This window comes from Amycolatopsis sulphurea, assembly GCF_002564045.1.
Taxonomy (GTDB): domain Bacteria; phylum Actinomycetota; class Actinomycetes; order Mycobacteriales; family Pseudonocardiaceae; genus Amycolatopsis; species Amycolatopsis sulphurea.
In genome coordinates, this window is the sequence record NZ_PDJK01000002.1 from 4903330 (window position 1) to 4921497 (window position 18168).

General features: G+C 70.5%; 15 protein-coding genes and 1 pseudogene. 8 read left to right on the plus strand and 8 right to left on the minus strand.

Annotated elements, in window-relative coordinates:
- Window positions 1-102 precede the first annotated feature (102 nt).
- Both ATK36_RS28510 and ATK36_RS28515 read left to right on the plus strand, forming a co-directional pair.
- Window positions 103-1047 (plus strand): Ppx/GppA phosphatase family protein, encoded by a 945-nt coding sequence (locus ATK36_RS28510; protein WP_141544557.1) that lies wholly within the window; start codon window positions 103-105, stop codon window positions 1045-1047.
- Window positions 1048-1548: 501 nt separating this feature from the next.
- Window positions 1549-1851 (plus strand): hypothetical protein, encoded by a 303-nt coding sequence (locus ATK36_RS28515; protein WP_098514270.1) that lies wholly within the window; start codon window positions 1549-1551, stop codon window positions 1849-1851.
- Window positions 1852-2422: 571 nt separating this feature from the next.
- Here the strand turns inward: ATK36_RS28515 and ATK36_RS28520 are convergent.
- The 4 genes from ATK36_RS28520 to ATK36_RS28535 form a co-directional block, all read right to left on the minus strand.
- Window positions 2423-4801 carry a glycoside hydrolase family 65 protein gene (locus ATK36_RS28520; RefSeq protein WP_098515257.1) on the minus strand — a complete coding sequence of 793 codons (2379 nt, stop codon included), beginning with the start codon at window positions 4799-4801 and terminating at the stop codon, window positions 2423-2425.
- A gap of 35 nt (window positions 4802-4836) precedes the next feature.
- Window positions 4837-5589: an HAD family hydrolase gene (locus tag ATK36_RS28525; protein WP_098514271.1), complete on the minus strand. Its 753-nt coding sequence runs from the start codon at window positions 5587-5589 to the stop codon at window positions 4837-4839.
- A gap of 160 nt (window positions 5590-5749) precedes the next feature.
- Complete coding sequence (locus tag ATK36_RS28530; protein WP_098514272.1) at window positions 5750-7054, minus strand: carotenoid oxygenase family protein; 1305 nt, start codon at window positions 7052-7054, stop codon at window positions 5750-5752.
- Window positions 7055-7058: 4 nt separating this feature from the next.
- The gene (locus tag ATK36_RS28535; RefSeq protein ID WP_245915262.1) at window positions 7059-7637 is read right to left on the minus strand and encodes a hypothetical protein; all 579 of its coding nucleotides are present in this window, start codon (window positions 7635-7637) and stop codon (window positions 7059-7061) included.
- 72 nt (window positions 7638-7709) lie between these two features.
- Between ATK36_RS28535 and ATK36_RS28540 the strand changes: the two genes are divergently transcribed.
- A complete protein-coding gene (locus tag ATK36_RS28540; protein WP_098514274.1) occupies window positions 7710-8234 on the plus strand; it encodes a PadR family transcriptional regulator in 525 nt (174 codons plus the stop codon).
- 76 nt (window positions 8235-8310) lie between these two features.
- Here the strand turns inward: ATK36_RS28540 and mgrA are convergent, their stop codons facing one another.
- Window positions 8311-9309 (minus strand): L-glyceraldehyde 3-phosphate reductase, encoded by a 999-nt coding sequence (mgrA, locus tag ATK36_RS28545; RefSeq protein WP_098514275.1) that lies wholly within the window; start codon window positions 9307-9309, stop codon window positions 8311-8313.
- 77 nt (window positions 9310-9386) lie between these two features.
- On the opposite strand from mgrA, the gene ATK36_RS28550 reads away from it, so the two are divergent.
- Together ATK36_RS28550 and ATK36_RS28555 are read left to right on the plus strand one after the other, a co-directional pair.
- The gene (locus ATK36_RS28550; RefSeq protein WP_098514276.1) at window positions 9387-10268 is read left to right on the plus strand and encodes an AAA family ATPase; all 882 of its coding nucleotides are present in this window, start codon (window positions 9387-9389) and stop codon (window positions 10266-10268) included.
- Window positions 10265-11629 carry a vWA domain-containing protein gene (locus tag ATK36_RS28555; RefSeq protein WP_098514277.1) on the plus strand — a complete coding sequence of 455 codons (1365 nt, stop codon included), beginning with the start codon at window positions 10265-10267 and terminating at the stop codon, window positions 11627-11629. Before ATK36_RS28550 ends, ATK36_RS28555 begins: the two co-directional genes overlap by 4 nt.
- Here ATK36_RS28555 and add read toward each other — a convergent pair.
- A pseudogene (gene add, locus ATK36_RS28560) lies at window positions 11607-12589 on the minus strand (adenosine deaminase). The gene ATK36_RS28555 and the pseudogene add sit on opposite strands and share 23 nt — an antisense overlap.
- A gap of 134 nt (window positions 12590-12723) precedes the next feature.
- Between add and ATK36_RS28565 the strand changes: the two are divergent.
- Window positions 12724-12924: an antitoxin gene (locus ATK36_RS28565; protein ID WP_098514278.1), complete on the plus strand. Its 201-nt coding sequence runs from the start codon at window positions 12724-12726 to the stop codon at window positions 12922-12924.
- Between the two features lie 994 nt (window positions 12925-13918).
- Here the strand turns inward: ATK36_RS28565 and recQ are convergent.
- On the minus strand, window positions 13919-15760 hold the full coding sequence (gene recQ / locus ATK36_RS28570; RefSeq protein WP_098514279.1) for a DNA helicase RecQ: 1842 nt from the start codon (window positions 15758-15760) through the stop codon (window positions 13919-13921).
- 936 nt (window positions 15761-16696) lie between these two features.
- Here recQ and ATK36_RS28580 point away from each other — a divergent pair.
- A complete protein-coding gene (locus tag ATK36_RS28580; RefSeq protein WP_245915266.1) occupies window positions 16697-17131 on the plus strand; it encodes a DUF6314 family protein in 435 nt (144 codons plus the stop codon).
- Between the two features lie 7 nt (window positions 17132-17138).
- On the opposite strand, the gene ATK36_RS32580 is transcribed toward ATK36_RS28580, so the two are convergent.
- Complete coding sequence (locus tag ATK36_RS32580) at window positions 17139-17288, minus strand: hypothetical protein (RefSeq protein ID WP_170069941.1); 150 nt, start codon at window positions 17286-17288, stop codon at window positions 17139-17141.
- Between the two features lie 300 nt (window positions 17289-17588).
- Here ATK36_RS32580 and ATK36_RS28585 point away from each other — a divergent pair, with 300 nt between their 5' ends.
- The gene (locus tag ATK36_RS28585; protein ID WP_098514281.1) at window positions 17589-18095 is read left to right on the plus strand and encodes a mycothiol transferase; all 507 of its coding nucleotides are present in this window, start codon (window positions 17589-17591) and stop codon (window positions 18093-18095) included.
- The last annotated feature ends 73 nt before the right edge of the window (window positions 18096-18168 follow it).

Here is an 18168-nt window from a genome sequence, read left to right on the forward strand (position 1 = left end):
TCGTCGAAAGCCGTCCACTCGCCGCATCGGGAGTACCGGTGGGTGTAGGAACGGTTCGCTGGGGAATCCGGGGGTGATGGCGAGAGTGAGGTAGGCAGGATCGTGGGACCGGTTGTTGGCGTCTTGGATGTCGGTTCGTTCAGCGCACGGCTCGTCGTGCTGGAACCCGGCGGATCGCCCCTGGACCCGGTGCTGACCCACCAGACGCGGCTGCGTCTCGACCGCTCGCTCGACGAGGAGGGCAGGCTGTCCTCCTGCGGGATCGCGGCCATCTCCGCGGCGGTCGCGGGCGGCATGGCGGTGGCGAAGGACCACGGTGTGCCCGAGGTGTTCCCCCTGGCTACGTCGTCCGTCCGGGACGCGGCCAACGCGCGCGAGGTGGTCGGCCGGGTCGCCTGCGACACCGGCGTGGAGCTGCGCTTCCTGTCCGGCCGACGCGAGGCGGAGCTGACCTACGTGGCGGCACGCCGATGGTTTGGCGCGGCGGCCGGCCCGCTGCTCGCGTTGGACATCGGCGGCGGCACGGTCGAGCTGTCCGCCGGTGCCGGTGGACAGGCCACCTTCGCCCGCTCGCTGCCGCTGGGCGCCCGCTCGGTGACCCGCGACTGGCTCCCGGCGGAGCCGCCCGTGCGGGGAAAACAGGTCCGCGCGCTGCGGGAACACGTGCTGGCCCAGGTCACCGAGGCACTCGGCGACGCCAAGGCGGAGCTGGCCGAGCACCGCGTGGTCGGCTGCTCTAAAGTCTTGCGGCAACTGGCCCGCCTTGCCGGCGACCGCGCCGGCAAGGACCGCGAACTGCTGCTGGATGACCTGCGCGCATGGATCCCCCGGCTGGCCGCGATGCCGTCGGCGCTCCGGGCGCAGCTGCCCGGCATCTCACGCCAGCGGGCACAGCAGGCCCTCGGCGGAGCGGTGGTGGCGGAGGCTCTGCTGACTGTTTCTGGTGGCGCGGTGGCGATTTGCCCGTGGTCCACTCGCGATGGTCTGCTGCTGACGCTGCTGGATCGGTTGCCTGGCAGTGGGAAGCACGCCCGTCCGGCGGCGTGACCTGCCTTGCTGCGGAGCGGTGGTGGCGGAGGCTCTGCTGACTGTTTCTGGTGGCGCGGTGGCGATTTGCCCGTGGTCCCCCTGCAAATGGGCTGCTGCCCATGCTGCTGGATCGCCTGCCCGGCGCTGGGAAGCGCGCTCGCTCGGCGGCGTGATTCGCCCTGGTGGGGAGTGGTGGCGGCGAAGGTTTTACTGACTGTTTCGGGGTGGGACCGTGGCGATCTGCCCGTGGTCGACCCGCGATGGTTAGTTGCTCACGTTGCTGGATCGCCTGCCCGGCCCTGGGAAACGCGGCGCTCGGCGGCGTGATCTGCCCTGGTGGGGGAGCGATGAGCGGAGGCTCTTCGGACTGTTTCCGGTGGCACGATGACGATTCCGTGGTCCACCCGCAATGGGCTGCTGCCCACGCTGCTGGATCGCCTGCCCGGCGCTGGGAAGCGCGCTCGCTCGGCGGCGTGATTCGCCCTGGTGCGGAGCGGGAAAACGGGGTATGCCGGAACCATGACCCCGCGCAGCGATCTGTTCCCCCGCGACCACCACGACGACGAGGACGACCCTCCGGCCGAGCCACGCCACCCGCGGCCGGGTAGCAGCGCACTCCCGGACGCGTCTGGGTCGGGTAAGGGTTCCGCGCCCCGGGACCCCGACGCGGCTCCGGACGCCTTCGCCGAGCCGGGCACCCCCGGCTTGCCGGAAGCCGACGACCTCACCGGCGAGGTGGCCACCGTTCCTGGACCGGACCTGACCCCGTCCCGCACCGAGGAGGTCGAACCGCCGCCGGGGACCCCGCGAAAGTCCCGGTGACCCAGCGAAACGAAACCGGTGCGAACGGCCCGGTGACACCGGCTTGGGGACCGCGCCACCGCCGGGCGGCCGTACGTGCGCCAGGTCCCCCGAACACACAGGCCGTCCCGAGTAATCGGCTTCATCCACCTGAGCCGCCATCCTTCACACAGGGGCTGCCCGCACCCGGGCGGCTGCTCGCGCCAGGCAGCTGCGTGCAGGCGGTGGGCCACCCGCGCTGGGTGGCTGCATGGGCCGGGTGGCTGCCCGCAGCAGGTGGCTGCGTGCATCGAGCGGCTGCTCGCGTCGGATGGCTGCCCCGCCGGACGGTGGTGTGCGCTGGGTGGGCTGCTCGCGTCGGGGCGGTGACCTTCCGCCCGGCGATCCCCACGACTTCGTGTAGACACTCTCATCGAGACGGTCACGCACCGAGCGGCAACTTCCCCGAGCAGCTACCGACTGAGCAGCTACCGACCATCCCCGTCGTAGGCGGCCATCAGCCACCGCACGCCTGAGGCTCGAACCCGTCGCCCGGGCGGCCACCTCCCACCGGGGGAGGCAGCCGCCTCGAGCCGTCCTGAATCGTCCGTCGTCAGCCGCCGTTGATGAACGGCCGGACCTTCGAAGCGTCCCGGCGGGCCGGGGCACGTCCCGCGGGCTGGCTGGGTGGTGGTCCGGCGTTCAGCACGGGGATCGGCAGCTGTTGTGGTTCCGCGGTCACCGTGAAGCGTTCGCCGTGGTGGATCAGGTCCAGGGTGGGGCCGTCGAGGACCTGGTAGGTGGCGTGGGTGTGCCTGATGGAGACCTGGAAACGGGTGCCGCGGAAGGTCAGGCGGAAGGTCAGCCGCCGTAGTGCTCCGGGCAGGCGCGGGGCGAACGACAGCTGCCCGCCGTGGTCGCGCAGGCCGCCGAAACCGGCCACGGTGCCCTGCCAGGCCCCGGCCAGGGAGGCCATGTGCAGGCCGTTGCGGACGTTGTTGTGCACGTCGTGCAAGTCCGTCAGGGCGGCCTCGGCCAGGTAGTCGTAGGCCAGCTGCAGGTGCCCGACCTCGGCGGCGATCACGGCCTGGGTTCCGGCCGACAGCGACGAATCCCGGACCGTCCGGGCCTCGTAGTAGGCGAAATCGCGGGCCTTCTCCTCGGGGCTGAAGGAATCCCCGCACAGGTGCAGGGCCAGCACGAGGTCGGCCTGCTTCACCACCTGTTTGCGGTACAGATCGAAGTACGGGTAGTTCAGCAGCAGCGGGTAGAACTCCTCCTCGGTACCGGCGAAATCCCACTCGTCGTGTTGCAGGAAACCTTCCGACTGCGGGTGCACGCCGAGTTCCTGGTCGTAGGGCAGCGCCATCATGTCCGCAGCCGAGCGCCACGTGTCGAGTTCCACCGTGTCCACGCCGAACCGGGCGGCGATGTCCGGGTGCCGCCGGCAGGAGTCGGCCGCGGCGGACAGGTTCCGCCGGGCCATCAGGTTGGTGTAGATGTTGTTGTCCGCCACCGCCGAATACTCGTCCGGGCCGGTCACCCCGTCGATCCGGAAGTGGCCGTGGTGGTCGAAGTGCCCGAGTGAGGCCCACAGGCGGGCCGTCTCCAGGAGCAGCTCGGTTCCGCAGTCGCGTTCGAACTCGATGTCGCCGGTGGCGTACATGTACCGGAGAACCGCGTCGGCGATGTCCGCGCTCACGTGGAACGCGGCGGTGCCGGCCGGCCAGTACGCCGAGCATTCCGCGCCGTTGATCGACCGCCACGGGAACGCCGCCCCGCGCAGCCCGAGCTGCGCCGCCCTCGCCCGTGCTTTGTCCATTGTGGAATGACGCCAGCGCAGGGCGTCCCGGGCGGCGTCCGGCATGGTGTAGGTCAGCACCGGCAGGACGAAGGTCTCGCTGTCCCAGAACGCGTGCCCGTCGTAGCCGGGTCCGGTCAGGCCCTTGCCGGCGATCGCCCTGGTCTCGCCGCGCGCCCCGGCCTGCAGCAGGTGGAACAACGCGAACCGGACGGCCTGCTGCAGTTCCGGGTCCCCGTCGATCTCGATGTCCGAAGTGGCCCAGAAATCGTCCAGGAACTGCCGCTGCTCGGCGATCAGGCCCTTCCAGCCGGTCTGGCGCCCGCCCGCCAGCGCGGCCTCCACCTGCGCGCGCAGGGCCGGCACGGACCGCTGCGCGGACCAGCCGTAGGCGAGGAACTTGGTGATCCGCAGCCGCCCGCCCTTGCGCACGTCCACCGCGGCGGTGAGCCGGGCCAGGTCGCCCTCGGCGTGGATGCGGGTGCGCAGCCCGTTGTCCACTTCGATCTTGTGGTCCATCGCGGCGGCCACTCGCAGCCCGGACGCGCGGGTCTCGTGCACCAGCACCGCCTGGTAGTCCGCTGCCTGGCAGAACTGCGGTACCAGCGGCGAATCGAGGGCCGCGGCCACCCGCGGGTCCCGAGTGTCGGATTCGATCGGCTCGTTCGCCAGCAGGTCGGATTGCACCACCAGCTGCAGATCCTCGTCCAGCGGCTCGACGTCGTACCGGATCGCGGCCACCGCGCGCTGGGTGAACGACACCAGCCGTTCGGTGGTCACCCGGACGCGGCGGCCGGTGGGGGAGGACCATTCGGTGACCCGGCGCAGTGTGCCGGAACGGAAGTCCAGCACCCGGTCGTGCGCGGTCGCCACGCCGTAGCGCATGTCCAGCGGCTCGTCCTCGACCAGCAGCCGCAGCACCTTCCCGTCGGTCACGTTGACCACGGTCTGGCCTTCTTCGGGGTAGCCGTAACCGCCTTCGGCGTAGGGCAGTTCGTGCTGTTCGTAGAACCCGTTGAGGTAGGTGCCGGGCAGCCCGCGCGGCTCACTCTCCTCCAGGGTGCCGCGCATGCCGATGTGGCCGTTCGACAGCGCGAAAGCCGATTCGGTGCGCTGCAACGCATCCACGTCGAGGCCGCGCCACCGCAGCTCCCACGGGGAGCACTCGTAGCCGAATCCCGTTTCGGTCACGCTGGTCCTTTCCACCGTCCTCTCCTCCGTCGTCGTCACCGGGCGGACTCCGGCACGTCGTGCCCGGTCAGGAGCTCGGCGAGATCGTCGACCACCACGTCGGCGCCGTGCGCGCGCAGTTCGGCGGCCTGGTTCGCACGGTTGACGCCCACGACATACCCGAATCCGCCCGCCTTTCCGGCCTGTACTCCGGATTGTGCGTCTTCGAACACCGCGGCCTGCGCCGGGGTGACTTCGAGTTCCTTCGCGCCGGCAAGGAACGAATCGGGGGCGGGCTTGCCGCGCAGCCCGTCGCGGCGGATCACCAGGCCGTCCACCCGCGCCTGCACGAACCGGGACAGATCCGCGGCGTCGAGTACCTTCGCGCCATTGGCCGACGAGGTGACCACGGCGATCTTCAGTCCGGCCTGTTCGGCCGCTTCGAGGTAGCGGATCGATCCGGGGTAGGGGTTGACGCCCTCTTCGTCGATGATCTTGAGGACCAGTTCGTTCTTGCGGTTGCCGATGCCGTTGACGGTCGGTGTGTCGACGCCGTCGTCCGGAGTGCCTTCGGGCAGTGCGATGCCGCGCGAACGCAGGAACTCGCGCACGCCGTCGGCGCGCGGGCGGCCGTCCACATAGGCCGCGTAGTCGTGGTCGGTGAACTCCTGGAAGGTCTCGCCATCGCGGGTGCGCAGAAACTCGTCGAACGTCCGCTTCCACGCTTCGCGGTGGAGCACGGCCGTCCCGGTGAGCACACCGTCCAAGTCGAACAGACAGGCGGTGATGGTGTCGGGCAGTCCGATCATGCCGTGCAACCTACCGGTCCATCGGCTGGTGCGTCGGTTCCGACGCGTACGGGCGGCGCACCCGATGGATGGGTCCGCACAGGCTGTGAAGGGCCCCTTCACGGACTCAGAGTCCGTGAAGGGCCCCTTCACAGCTTTCGGCCGGGGCGCGCCGCCGGGCTCAGCTTTCGGGGAGCCAGTTGCCGTGGAATCCGGTGGGCACCCGGGCGGGCAGGTGCACGGTGGCGACCGGGGCCGCGGCGATGTCCTGGGCGTCGAGCACGACCAGGTCGCTGCGATCCGTCGCGCCGTCGTAGACGTAGGTGAGCAGCCAGCCCGCGCCGCCGGGCTTGTCCTCGGCCGGGACGAAGACCGCCTCGCCGATCGTCTGGCCGGGCGCGAACACGTGCTCGCGCGACGTGCCGGTGTGCAGGTCGTAGCGGCGCAGCCGGTCCAGCATCTGGGCCTTGGTGGACCCCGCGACGTACCCGAAGCGGGCGTCGAGGCCGGCTTGGCGGTCGTCGATCCGCGGGAACTCGCCGGCCCGGTCGTCCAGCCGGTCCTCGGTCACGGTGCCCGAGGCGAGGTCGATGCTCCAGCGCCACAGCTGGCCGGGCGTTTCCCGGGAGTCTCCGAACATCTGGCCGTAGCGGACCACGTGCACCACGATCCGGCCGGCGGGGGTGTCATGCGCGTTGAGCGTGTGGAAGACGTAGCACGGGGCCACCTCGAACCAGCGCACCCCGCCCGCCGGATCGTCGCGCCGCAGCACGCCGAGCCGGGCGCCGTAGCTGTCGCTCCACCGGTAGGGCATGCCGCGGCCGACCAGCTCGTGGTCGAACACCACCGGCAGATCGAAGAACACCACGTGGTCCCGGGTGAGCGCGAAGTCGTGCATCATCGTCAGCCCCGGCACGTCGATCGGCTGGCGCACCACGAGGTTTCCGGCCGCGTCGGCGCGGTAGTAGCTCACGTGCGGGGCGGTGAGGCTGCCGTAGCCGAAGAAATGCAGCTCGCCGGTCTCCGGGCAGATCTTCGGGTGCGCGGTCATCGAATCGGCGAGTTCGCCGCCGAAATCGTAGGCGCCGACGGTTTCGAGATCGTTGGTGATCTCGTACGGCAGCGAGGATTCGACGAGGGCGAGCGTGCGGCCGGCGTGGTTGACCACATGCGTGTTGGCCGCGCTCGCGCGCAGGTTCCGGGTGCCGTCGGCCTGGTAGATCACGCGTTCCTGGTCCTCGAAGCTCTCCGTGCGGACCCAGCGGTTGCGGTACCAGGCGGCGCGGCCGCGTTCCAATCGGACGCCGTGGATCATGCCCTCGCCGGTGAACCAGTGCGCGTTCTCCTTGCGCGGGTTCGGCCCGTTGCGTAGGTACCAGCCGGTGAGTTCCGGTGGCAGGGAGCCGGTGATCTCGAGGTCGTAGGCGGTCAGCTCGTCGTGCACCGGGGCGTAGTGGCCGGCGAGGTGGTAATCGGTGGTGGCCATGGGATCACACTGCTTTCTGTGCGCGGGCCCGGACGGCTCGCGGGTAGCGGACGGTGAACGAGAGGGGAACGGCGAAGCCGAGCACCTTGAGCACGACCAGCGCGGCGGTCGCGTGCGGCGCGTAGTGCAGCAGCACGGCTTCGGCGAGGTCGGCGACGGTGAAGCTCGCCGCCCACACCGTGGTGAGGACCAGGTTGACCCGGCGGAACCCCGCGGTCGCGGCGATCTCCAGGGAGACCGTCGTCTTCGCGATCCCGAGGGTGAACGGGTGCCGGGCGAGGATCGAGCCCCACGTGGTCAGCGCCAGCCAGAGACCGGTGAGCGCGCCGACGTAGCCCCGCGCCGGCGAGCCCGGCTCGCTGAACGCCCAGATCGACAGGCCCGCGAAGAAGATGGTGGCGGACACCTCGATGAACAGCGTGTCCCAGCCCTTGCCGCGCCCGCGTCCGAGGGCGAGCAGCCCGCCCGCCAGCACCAGCCCGATCAGCGCGGACCACTGCCGGCCGGTCTGCGTGGACACGATCGCGAAGACGATCCACGGGAGGAAGCTCTTCGGGTAGCTCATCGAGATCCCCTCGGCCACCTTCCTATCTTGACAGGTCGAAATTAGAACGTTCTGGATGCACATGTCAAGTGTGGAAGGTAGGCTGCGGGGATGAGTTTGCGACACGCGGTGCTCGGGATGCTGGCCGATGCCCCCGGCAGTGGCTATGACCTGCTGAAACGCTTCGAGAGCAGGGAGAACAACGCGTGGTCGGCCACGCAGAGCCAGCTGTACGGGGAGCTGGGGAAGCTGGCGCAGACCGGGCTGATCGAGATGACGGTGGCCGGTCCGCGTGGCCGCAAGGAATACGCGATCACCGAAGCGGGCCGCCACGAGCTGCGGGAGTGGCTGCTCGATCCGGTTCCGCCGCAGCCCGCGCGCAACGAGACGTTGCTGCGGATGTATTTCCTCGGCGAGGTCGAGCCGGCGCAGGCCCGGGAGTACGTGCGGCGGCAGGGCGCGGAAGCCGAGGAGCAGGCCGAGCGGCTCGACGCGCTCGACGAGGCGATTCCGTGGGACGACAGTGATCGCTCCTTCTACGGCAGGCTCGTGCTGGAGTGGGGCAAGCGCTACGCGGCGATGCAACGGGAATGGGCGGACTGGGCGGAGCACCGGATCCGCGCGAACCGTGGATGACGCGGGGTTCACGCTGTGAAGGGGCCCTTCACAGCCTTCGAGTCCGTGAAGGGCCCCTTCACAGCCTTCGAGCCGCTCATCTCGGTGAGGCGGCGTACTGATCGATCTCGGCCAGCTCCGCGGTGCTGAATTCGAGGTTGTCCAGCGCGGCTAGGTTGTCCTCGAGCTGCCGGACGCTGCTGGCGCCGAGTACCAGCGAGGTCATCCGCGGATCCCGCAGCGCCCAGGCGAGCGCGAGCTGGGCCAGGCTCTGCCCGCGGCGGCGGGCGATCTCGTGCAGCGCCCGGATCCGGCCGAGCCGCTCCTCGGTGATCGCTGCCGGGTCCAGGGATTTTCCTTGCGCGGCACGGGAATTCTCCGGCACCCCGGCCAGGTACCGGTCGGTCAGCAGGCCTTGCGCGAGCGGGGAGAAGGCGATACAGCCCGCGCCTGCCTCGGTCAGGGTGTCGAGCAGGCCGTCGGATTCGGTCCAGCGGTCGAACATCGAGTACGACGGCTGGTGGATCAGCAGCGGCGTGCCCAGCGCGCGCAGCAGCCGAGCGGCCTCGATGGTCTTTTCGGAGCTGTAGGAGGAGATGCCCACGTAGAGCGCCTTCCCGGAACGGACCGCGTGATCGAGCGCGCCGACGGTCTCCTCCAGCGGCGTTTCCGGGTCGAACCGGTGCGAGTAGAAGATGTCGACGTAGTCCAGGCCCATTCGGCCCAGCGACTGGTCGAGGCTGGCCAGCAGGTATTTCCGCGAACTCCATTCGCCGTACGGGCCGGGCCACATGTCGTATCCGGCCTTGGTGGAGATCACCAGTTCGTCGCGGTAGGGCCGGAAATCGGTGGCGAGGTGCCTGCCGAAGTTCTCCTCCGCCGAGCCGTAGGGCGTGCCGTAGTTGTTCGCCAGATCGAAATGCGTGACGCCGAGGTCGAACGCGCGCCGGAGGATCTCCCGCTGCGTGGTCAGCGGACGGTCGTGACCGAAGTTGTGCCACAGCCCCAGTGAGAGCGCGGGCAGCTTCAGTCCGCTGCGCCCGCATCGGCGGTAGATCATGGCGTCGTATCGGGTGCTCGCCGCGAGATATGTCACGGGCCCGATGCTATCCGTGACGGCGTTCTACCGGCCAGTACAGTCGGGGTCACGCCGTATGCCGTGGGAGGTCGCAGGTGGGTACCGGGTTCTTCGCCGATGTCGACGACGTTTCGGCGCGGCTGGCCGGCGCGGGGTATCTCGCGTCGAAAGCGGTCGCGACCACGGTCTTCCTGGCCGACCGGCTGGGCAAGCCGTTGCTGGTCGAAGGCCCGGCCGGGGTGGGCAAGACCGAGCTGGCCAAGGCGGTCGCCCAGGTCAGCGGCTCGCGGCTGGTGCGGTTGCAGTGTTACGAGGGGATCGACGAGGCCCGCGCGCTGTACGAGTGGAACCACGCCAAGCAGCTGCTGCGGATCACCGCCGGCCGCGACGAGAGCTGGGAAGACGCGCGCACGGACATCTTCGGCGAGGAGTTCCTGCTCCGCCGCCCGCTGCTGACCGCCATCTCCGGCACGGAGCCGACCGTGCTGCTGGTCGACGAGACGGACAAAGCCGACGTGGAGGTGGAGGGCCTGCTGCTGGAGGTGCTCGGCGATTTCCAGGTCACCGTGCCGGAGCTGGGCACGATCACCGCGACGCGGACCCCGTTCGTGGTGCTCACCTCCAACGCCACCCGCGAGCTGTCCGAGGCGTTGCGGCGGCGATGCCTGTTCCTGCACATCGATTTCCCGGACGAGGAGACCGAACGGGCGATCGTGCGGCTGAAGGTGCCCGGGATCGAGGACGCGCTGGCCGATTCGGTGGTCCGGGTGGTGGCCGCGCTGCGGGCGATGGATCTGCGGAAGCTGCCGTCCGTGGCGGAAACCGTGGACTGGGCGCGCACTCTGCTCGAACTCGGCGCGGGTTCGCTGGGCGAGCAGGTCGTGCGCGAAAGCCTCGGCGTGTTGCTCAAGCACCAGGAAGACCTCGCGAAAGCCGGTGCCGGCCTCGATCTCGACCGGGTGCTGGACGCGTCGTGACCGTAACCGGCCGGCTCACCGGGTTCGTGCGCGCGTTGCGTGCCCACGGCGTCGCGGCGGGCCCGAGCGAGACGGCGGATGCCGCAGCCGCCTTGGCGGTGCTGGGTTTCGAGGACCGCGAGCTGGTGCGCGAGGGGCTCGCGGCCGCGCTCGTGCGACGTGGCGGGCAACGCTCGGTGTTCGACGCGGTGTTCGACCTCTACTTCCCCGCCGGGGTCGGCGTGCCCGAGCGGGCGCGCGAAGATCCACCGCGTAACCGTGAGCAGCTGCGGGATGAGCTCGCCGCGGCGCTGGCCGAAGGCGACGAACAGGCGCTCGTCCAGCTGGCCGGGCTCGCCGTGGACCAGCTCGGTCAGTACGGCGCGCCGAACGGGGCGGGCGGTGGGTTTTCCGCGCACCAGACGCTGGATCGGCTGCAACCACAGACGTTGATCGTGCGCGTGCTCGAAGCGATGCGTGCCGGTGGTTTCGGCGAAGGTGAGTTCACCGACCGGCTCGCCCGTGACGAAGTGCGCCGCCGGGTCGAGGATTTCCGCGGCCGGGTGCGCACCGAGGCACGGCGCCGGGCGGCCGAGGTCCGCGGGCGCGAACGGATCGCGCAGCACGCGATCGCCCCCGCCGCCGACCGGGTGGACTTCCTGATGGCCAGCCGGGCCCAGCTCGGTGAACTGCGCCGGACGATCCAGCCGCTGTCCCGCAAGCTTGCCACGCGGCTGTCCGCCCGTCGCAAACGTGCTACCCGCGGGCAGATCGACCTGCGGCGCACCCTGCGGCGATCGCTGTCCACCGGCGGGGTCCCGCTGCGCCCGGCGTACCGGCACCGGCGGCCCGGACGGCCGGAAATCGTGCTGCTGTGCGATCTTTCCGGTTCGGTGGCCGGGTTCGCGAACTTCACCATGCTGCTCGTGCAGGCGTTGCGGGACCAGTTCTCGAAGGTCCGCGTCTTCGCCTTCGTGGACAGCACCGACGAGGTCACCCACCTCGTCGACGCCGGCGCGGCCGACCCGGAACGGCTCGGCGCACGCATCCTCGGCGAGGCGGCCGTGGTCCGCTGGGACGGGCACAGCGACTACGGCGGCGCGCTCCGGCAGTTCACCGAGGAATGGCTCGACGCCGTCGGCCCGCGCACCTCGGTGCTCGTCCTGGGTGACGCGCGGACGAACGGGGGAGACCCGAACCTGGCCGCCGTCCGCGCGATCCGCGACCGGGCGCGGCACGTCCATTGGCTCAATCCGGAACGGCAGGCGCTCTGGTCCACCGGCGATTCCGCGGCGCTGGACTACGCCGGTCTCGTGCCGATGCACGAATGCCGCACGGTGCAGCAGCTCAGCGGGCTGGTCACGCGGCTGCTCCCAGGCTGAGCCACCCGCGAATCTCCTTGTGCAGCTTGGTTTTCCTGGCTTCCGGCGCGAACGAGGCGGTGACCGCGGCGGCGGCCGGCCGGGCGAGCAGCCGGTCGTCGAACCCGAAAACCTCCCGTGCCCGGCGGAATTCGCCGGTGAGCGTGGTGGCGGCGACGTCCGGGACGTCCGTGCTGAGCGTGACCGCCAGCCCGGCCTCGATGAGCCGGGGGAGCGGGTGTTCCGGCCACGACGGCACCAGCCCGAGCGTGACGTTCGACGACGGGCACACCTCCAGCGCGATGGCGCGCTCGGCGATCTCGGCCGTCAGTTCCGGATCGTCCAGGACGCGGATTCCGTGCCCGAGCCGCTCCGCCCGCCCCGGCCCGAGCGCCTCGCGGATACTGTCCGGCCCTTCCTCTTCGCCGGCGTGGTGGACCAGATGCAGACCGAGCTCCCGGTCCTGCGCAAGGACTTCGGTGAACGGCGCGAGCGAAAGCGCTCCTCGCCCGCCATCCCGATCCCGGCGACCTCCGGGTGCGCGGCGGCGAGTTCGACGGTCCGCCGGGCGCGTTCGACCGGTTTGCGGCGGGAATGGTCCAGCAGCAGCCGCCATTCCATACCGTGTTCGGCGCCGCCCTCGCGTAGTCCGGTGAGTACGGATTCGAGCGCCATTGCCAGGTCACCGAGGCGTTCCCCGTGTGCGGCGGCGGTGAAGGTGACCTCCGCGTACCGGGTGCCTTGCGCGGCTTCGTCCGCGCAGAACTCCCGCGCGATCCGGACGAAGTCCTCGGGACGCCGGAGGCAGGCACGGGTGGCGCTGTTGTATTCGGCGAACGCGCGGAACCCGTCGAACGCCGGTTGGCGCGCGGGCAGCCGGACCCCGTTGACCTCCGCGAGTTCCCGGCGGGTGTCCGGCCGGATGGTGCTTTCGAGGTGAACGTGCAAGTGGGCCTTGGGCAGGGCGGTCAGGTCGCGCACCCGGCCGATCCTGCCCTTTGCGCGCCCGTTGTGTCGCGGGGTTTTCTTTCACCCGATGGCGCTCGCGGTGGCGGGAACTCGGGCTCGGTGCTCTGCGTTGGACAGGGTGAAGCCACGAGCGCAGGAGGACCTCCATGGCGATGATCAAACGACTGACCGTACTGGCCGGGGCCGCGAGCGCGGTGAGTTCCTATGTGCGACGGAACCCGGAGAAGGTCAACAAGGCCGTCGGGAAGGCGGCGCACTTCGTCGACGAGAAGACGAAGGGGCGTTACCACACGCAGATCTCCGGTGCGGTGCGGAAGGTTTCGGACGTGACTCGCTCCGGGCGGTGAGCTGGGGGAGGTGTGGGTCGGTTTCGGTGCTCGGCTCCGGTACTTGGCTCCGGCTCCGCGATCGGTGAGTATGGGTGACGACGCGGAGCCTGCCCGATTCGGGTGGGGCGGGGTCGTCGGCTGGGCGGTGGGGAGGTGTAGGGAGTTCCGGCCTGGGGTGTTGCCGGACCTGGGTGTTGCCGGATACGCGGGTTCGTTTCGGGCGGACCGGTAGCGGCGGCGAAAGCGCGAGCGGATGGCGATTCCGCTGATGGTGGGGTTGTCGGTGCTTGTGGTGCTGTGAGTGGTCCTGGTGATGGTGGGGTTGTCCGGCTTGCGGTGCCGTCACTGGTCCTGCAGATGGCGGGCCGTCGGACTTGTGGTGCCGCGGCAAGGTCCGGTTGATGGGCTGTGCTCTGGACGGGGCGGCTCGGCAAGCTCCGGGAGAGGCTGCCCGAGGCCGGATCCGGTCCCGGGCGGAGGGTCTGTGGTCCGTGCGGTTGCGTGCCGGTGCCGCTGCCGCTGCCTGGCCTGGGCCTGGGCCTGGGCCTGGTCCGCCCTGGAATGTTGTGTCGCTGGTGCTGCGGCGGACTTCGCCCCGCCGCAGCAGATACCTTCGCCGCTGGCGTGGCGGATGGCTTGGGCATTCCATCGCAGATGGCTTTGGCGCGGCAAACGGCAGACGATCGGGCTACGAGCGACAGACCCGCCGGCACCAAGATACCGTCCGCCCGCGGCCACCGAATCGGGATGGCCCCGATCGTACCGATCGGTGAACCCATTGCCGCGTAACGGTTTCCAACTCCTTCGGTTCCCGACCCCCGGTTCCCGGCACCTTCGGTTCCCGCCTGCCCGGCTCCTGACTCCTTCGGTTCCTGGCGCCTTCGCTTCCCGACCGCTCCGGTTCCCGACCCCTTCGGCCTTCTGGCACCTTCGGCTTCCGGTACCTCCGGCGTTCGCCCGTCCCCGTCCCGGGGCAGGAGCCACCCACTCCTGTCCCGGGAATTCGCCGGACTCACTCGGCGGCCAGAGTGGCGAGCACTCCCTCCCCGTACTTCGCCAGCTTGTTCTCGCCGACGCCGTTGACCGTGCCCAGTTCCGACAGGGAGCCGGGGCGTTCGGTGGCGATCTGGCGGAGCGTGGCGTCGTGGAAGATCACGTAGGCGGGGACGCCCTGTTCCTTCGCGGTGGCGGCACGCCAGGAGCGCAGGCGTTCGAACACAGGGGCCGCTTCGGTCGGGAGTTCGGCGGCGGGGGCGCCGCGGCGTGAGGTTCGGGGGGCGCGGGCTGTGCGTTCGGGTTCGCGGCGCAGCATGACCTGCTGCGAACCGTTCAGCACGGCGGTGGAGCCCTCCGTGAGCACCAGCGAACCGTAATCGCCTTCCACCGCGAGCAGGTTGCCGGCCAGCAGCTGGCGCACCACCGCTCGCCACTCGGGCTCGCGCAGTTCGGTGCCGACGCCGAACACCGTGAGCTCGTCGTGGCGGAACTGGGTGACCTTCGGCGTCGTCTTGCCGAGTAGGATGTCGATGATCTGGCCGGCCCCGAACTTCTGCCGCCGCTCGTTGCGGAGACGGACCACAGTGGACAGTAACTTTTGCGCGGCCACGGTGCCGTCCCAGCTTTCCGGCGGGGTCTGGCAGGTGTCGCAGTTACCGCACGGCTGGGCGGACTGGCCGAAGTAGGCCAGGACCTGCTGCCGCCGGCAGGTGACCGTCTCGCACAGCGCGAGCATCGCGTTGAGGTGCCTGGCCAGCTGCCGCCGGTGCGCCTCGTCGCCCTCGGAGCTGTCGATCATCTTGCGTTGCTGCACCACGTCCTGCAGCCCGTAGGCCAGCCAGGCGGTGGAGGGCTGCCCGTCGCGGCCCGCGCGGCCGGTCTCCTGGTAGTAGCCTTCCACGGACTTGGGCAGGTCCAGGTGCGCCACGAACCGGACGTCCGGCTTGTCGATGCCCATGCCGAACGCGATCGTGGCCACCACCACGAGCCCGTCCTCGCGCAGGAACCGGGATTGGTTGGCGGCGCGGGTCGCCTTGTCCAGCCCGGCGTGGTAAGGCAGCGCGGGGATTCCGTCCTGTACCAGGAAATCCGCGGTCTTCTCCACGGACGCCCTGGACAGGCAGTAGACGATTCCGGCGTCTCCGGGGTGCTCGGTGCGCAATAGATCCAGCAGCTGCTTCTGTGGGGAGTTCTTCGGCACGATCCGGTACTGGATGTTCGGCCGGTCGAAGCTTGCCACGAAATGCCGGGCCTGATCCAGGCCGAGCCGGGTGGAGATCTCCCGGCGGGTGGCCTCGGTCGCGGTGGCGGTGAGCGCGATCCGCGGCACCTCGGGCCAGCGCTCGTGCAGCGAGGAGAGCATCAGGTAGTCGGGCCGGAAATCGTGGCCCCACTGGGAAACGCAGTGCGCCTCGTCGATTGCGAACAGGGCGATCTTCCCGCGATCCAGCAGCCGCACGGTCGCCTCCACCGACAACCGCTCCGGCGCGAGGTAGAGCAGATCCAGCTCCCCCGCGACGAACGCCGCCTCGACCTCCTGCCGCTGCGCGAAATCCTGGGTGGAATTGAGGAATCCGGCCCGCACGCCGACGTTGCGCAGCGCGTCGACCTGGTCCTGCATCAGCGCGATCAGCGGGGAGACGACCACCCCCGTGCCGGGCCGTACCAGCGCGGGAATTTGGTAGCACAGCGACTTCCCGCCGCCGGTCGGCATGAGCACGAGCGCGTCGCCGCCCGCGACCACATGCTCGACGATCTCCTCCTGATCGCCGCGGAACGAGTCGTACCCGAATACGCGGTGCAGGGTTTCGAGAGCAGGGGAACGGGTGGCCGGTGCGGCCAGGTCGGGGTGTGCCACCCGGCCGATTCTAGGCTGGAAGACGACCCGCGGGCACCGCCCCCCACCGCATTCGGCACGAACGTCGCGGTCACACCGCGCCTCTGCAGGGCGAATGGCGGACGAGGGTTGCCGAGAGTGAGCGACACGCCGGGGCGGTGGCAGGGGGACGGTGTCCGGTGGGGTTTGGCGGGTGGGGTGAACGGCCCGGTCGCTACAGCGTGGGGTGACAGGGCCGGGTGTCGGTTGTGGTGAGGCGTGGTGGGGTGCAGGGTGGTCGGTGGACGGATGAGTGGTGGCGGATGGGCCGAAGAGGGGAGGCGGCTGAGGTGAGAGGAAGCCGGGCGGCTGGGTGGCATAGTCGCCGGGCAGGTAACCACGTGAGCGGTGTGGTTGTGGGAATCGACGGGCCGGATCGGTTGGCCGGCGAAGTGGTTTGATCATCGGGTGGCCGGGTGGCCGGGTGGCCGGGTGGCCGGGTGGCCGGGTGGTGCGCGGAGAGAGGAGAGAGAGTTTGTTCGGGCCGCCAGCCGCCAGCCGCCAGCCGCCAGCCGCCAGCCGCCAGCCGCCAGCCGCCAGCCGCCAGCCGCCAGCCGCCAGCCGCCAGCCGCCAGCCGCCAGCCGCCAGCCGCCAGCCGCCAGCCGCCAGCCGGGCAGCCGGGCAGCCGGGCAGCCGGGCAGTGTGGTCGGGAGGGGTCGGCCAGGTCACCTGGAGCGGACTGCCCGGGGTGGCGAGGTGGACCGGTAGCCCCGTGGCCGGATCGACAAGGTCCCCGGGCTCAGGCGGGGGATCAGGGCGCGGGCGTCGGTGGACGGTGCGGTGCGCGGCAGCGGGGCCGAACGAGGGAGCATCGGCCGTGGCGCGGCGGCGATGGCGCCGGCCGGACGTCGCGCAGTGCTCCGGAGTCCGGAAGGCGCGGTGGCCGGGCATCGCCGGGGATGGCGCACAATGGGGTCGTGGCTTTCCCGATCACCGATCTCGCCGGGTACTTCTCCGGGGCGTGGCTGCTCGATCGGGGGATCGCCGGAATTGGCGGGGAGGAGCTGGGGCAGGCCGAGGGGCGGGCGACGTTCGCGCTTGAGGGTGAGGTGCTCGTCTACCACGAGGCGGGACGGTTGCGGCTCGGGGCGCACACGGGACCGTTCAGCCGCACCCTGCATTACCGGATCACCGGGGCCGGCCGGGCCGCGGTGCACTTCGATCACGGCGGGTTCTTCCACGAACTCGACCTGACCATCGGGGAGTGGGTGGCCGGGCATCCGTGCCAGGCGGACTTCTACCGAGGCAGCTACCACGTGCACGATCGGCGGGGCTGGCGGCAGGAATGGACGGTTCGGGGGCCGGCGAAGGAACACGTGATCACCAGCCGGTTCACCCGGGAAGACGGCTGAGGAGTGCTCAGCGCCGCCGGTTGCGCACGATCACCAGCAGCACCACGAGCGCGGACACCGCGCAGGCCACCACGATGACGGTGCCCGCCCAGCCGGGGATCGGGATGCCCGCGACGTCGCCGAAGCCGGGCATCAGAAGGTGGGTGCCGGTCGCCACGGGCCACTCCCTTCGCCGGGCGTGCGCTGCCGACGATACCCGATCGCGCGCGGACAGCCGGTGCGGCGAGGGGGATGATCGGGGCAGGCCAACCCGAAGAGCAGGCCAACCCCGAGGGCAGGCCAACCCTCCCCCGGAGGGCGAGCCAACCCCCGGAGAACAAGCCAACCGGGGAACAGGGCCAACCCCGGGAACAGGGCCGGACCCTGGGAACAAGGCCGAACCCAAAGAACAGGGCCGGACCCCGGGGGAACAGGGCCGAACCCGGGGAACAGGGCCGGACGCGAGGAGGAACGCGGCATGGACGTGGCGGGAGTGCTGACGGACGGATTCGCCCGGATCCGGGAGGTGGTGCACGAGACGGTCGACGGGCTCCCCGCCGAACTGCTCCTCGCCCGCCCCGGCCCGGACGCCAACTCGATCTCCTGGCTGATCTGGCACCTGACCCGGGTACAGGACGACCATATCGCCGGCGTCGCGGACACCCGGCAGCTCTGGACCGCGCAGGACTGGCACCACCGCTTCGCCCTGCCGCTCCCGGCTGTGGACATCGGGTATGGGCACCGCAGCGAGGACGTCGCCGCGGTCCGGATCGGCGACCCGGAGCTGCTGCTCGGCTACTACGACGCAGTGCACGAGCACACCACCGGCTGGCTCGCGGGAATCACCGCGGCGGACCTCGACCGCGTGGTCGACGAGCACTGGGACCCTCCGGTGACCCTCGGGGTCCGGCTGATCAGCGTGCTCTCCGACGATCTGCAGCACGCCGGGCAAGCCGCCTACCTGCGGGGTCTGCTGGGCGGCTGAAGGGCTGTCGGCCAGGCGATCGCGCGTTGCGGCGGATCCGGAAGCGGCTGCGGCACCCGGGAACGCAGCCCTG

What these genes read in the sequence shown, in the direction of transcription:
- ATK36_RS28515 (WP_098514270.1), top strand. Translation starts at nt 1,549, where the DNA reads ATGACCCCGCGCAGCGATCTGTTCCCCCGCGACCACCACGACGACGAG.
- ATK36_RS28585 (WP_098514281.1), top strand. Translation starts at nt 17,589, where the DNA reads ATGGACGTGGCGGGAGTGCTGACGGACGGATTCGCCCGGATCCGGGAG.
- ATK36_RS28540 (WP_098514274.1), top strand. Translation starts at nt 7,710, where the DNA reads ATGAGTTTGCGACACGCGGTGCTCGGGATGCTGGCCGATGCCCCCGGC.
- ATK36_RS28530 (WP_098514272.1), bottom strand. Translation starts at nt 7,054, where the DNA reads ATGGCCACCACCGATTACCACCTCGCCGGCCACTACGCCCCGGTGCAC.
- ATK36_RS28525 (WP_098514271.1), bottom strand. Translation starts at nt 5,589, where the DNA reads ATGATCGGACTGCCCGACACCATCACCGCCTGTCTGTTCGACTTGGAC.
- ATK36_RS28565 (WP_098514278.1), top strand. Translation starts at nt 12,724, where the DNA reads ATGGCGATGATCAAACGACTGACCGTACTGGCCGGGGCCGCGAGCGCG.